We start from the raw sequence: 1,578 nt of genomic DNA, 5'->3' as shown, positions 1-1,578 counted from the left end.
CGGCATTGATCAGGAGGTTCACGCAGTCGGTATAGCCCAGCTCGGTTGCGATGGATATCGGGGTGTCGCCATTTGACAAGACGGCGTTGACATTCGCCCCGGCGTTGATCAGGAGTTGTACGCAGGTGGCATCGCCCATAAAGACTGCGCTGAGCAAAGGGGTGGCGCCTGTAGGAGTCGAGATGGCGTTAACATCTGCCTTGGCTATGATCAGTACTTTCACGCATTCGGTATAGCCCCTCAGAACAGCCATGAACAGCGGGGTGGTGCCATCCTTAACCCGAGCATTGACATCCGCCCCGGCGTCGATCAGGAGTTGCAAGGAGTTGGCATTGCCCATCATGGCTGCGAAGTACAGCGGGGTAGTGTCATCAGGCGTGGCGGCGTTGAAATCCGCCCCGGCGTCGATCAGGGCTTTCACGATGTTGACATGGTCCCACCGCGCTGCGACAAACAGCGAGGTGATGCCACCCGTAGTCCGGGCGTTGAGATCCGCCTTGGCTTTGATCAGGATTTTCACGCAGTCGGTATTGCCCATCTCGGCTGCGATGTACATCGAGGTGGCGCCATCCGACAGGGCGGCGTTAAGATCAGCCCCGGCGTTGATCAGGATTTTCACGCAGCCGGTGTTATTTTCCTGGGCAGCGATGAACAGCGGGGTGGCGCCATTCTCAGTCCGGCTGTTGAGATCCGCCCCAGCGTTGGTCAGGGCTTTCACGCAGTCGGTATTGCCTTCCGCAGCAGCGACAAACAGCGGGGTGGCGCCATTCGACAAGGCGGCGTTGGGATCAGCCCCGGCTTCGATCAGGGCTTTCACAATGTCGGTATGGCCCAGTTGGGCTGCCATATACAGCGAGGTGACACCATCTTTAGTCCGGGCGTTGAGATCTACCTCGGTTTCGATCAGGATTTTCACGCTGTCGGTGTTGTTTTCTTGTGCAGCGATGATCAGCGGGGTGACGCCATCCTTATTCCGGGCATTGAGATCCGCCTTGGCTTCGATCAGGAGTTTCACGCTGTCAGTGTTATTTTTCTGGGCAGCAATTAACAGCGGGGTGACGCCATTTTTAGTCCGGGCGTTGAGAGCTGCCTTGGCTTCGATCAGGATTTTTACGCAGTCGGTGTTATTTTCCAGGGCAGCGATGAACAGCGGGGTGGCGCCATTAGAACGGGCGGCGTTGAGATCCGCCCTGGCTTCGATCAGGATTTTTACGCAGTCAATGTTATTTTCCTGAGCAGCTATGAACAGCGCGGTGGCGCCATTCTTGGTCCGGGCGTTGAGATCCGCCCCGGCGATGATCAGGTGTTCGACGATGTACTTATGCCCCTGACCGGATGCCAACATCAAGGCAGTGAAATCATCTTCTATAACGGCATTGACATTGACTCCTTCTGCCAGTGACTTCTCCACCCGATCCAAATCGCCCTCAATACAAGCACGATAAAACGCCCAATCGGGGAAAAACGTATCCGGGTGAGATTCACCGGTGTTCACATTCACCATAGGCATCGGGTCTTGTCGGCACATTACACAGTGGCGAGAGCCGATGGGCTGTTCAACAAAACACTTCGAAATAC

At 56.0% G+C, this 1,578-nt stretch carries 1 protein-coding gene; it reads right to left on the bottom strand.

Translation table 11 applies throughout. From position 1 onward, the window contains the following. A partial coding sequence (locus KDK17_RS00705; protein WP_257287120.1) for an ankyrin repeat domain-containing protein occupies positions 1-1,510 on the bottom strand: 1,510 nt, incomplete at its 3' end. Between the last annotated feature and the right edge of the window lie 68 nt (positions 1,511-1,578).

The sequence above is a fragment of the Endozoicomonas sp. SESOKO2 genome, from assembly GCF_024606245.1.
Taxonomy (GTDB): Bacteria; Pseudomonadota; Gammaproteobacteria; order Pseudomonadales; family Endozoicomonadaceae; genus Endozoicomonas_A.
The sequence above is the reverse complement of the archived record's forward strand: the minus strand, read 5'-3'. Positions and strand labels throughout refer to the sequence as shown.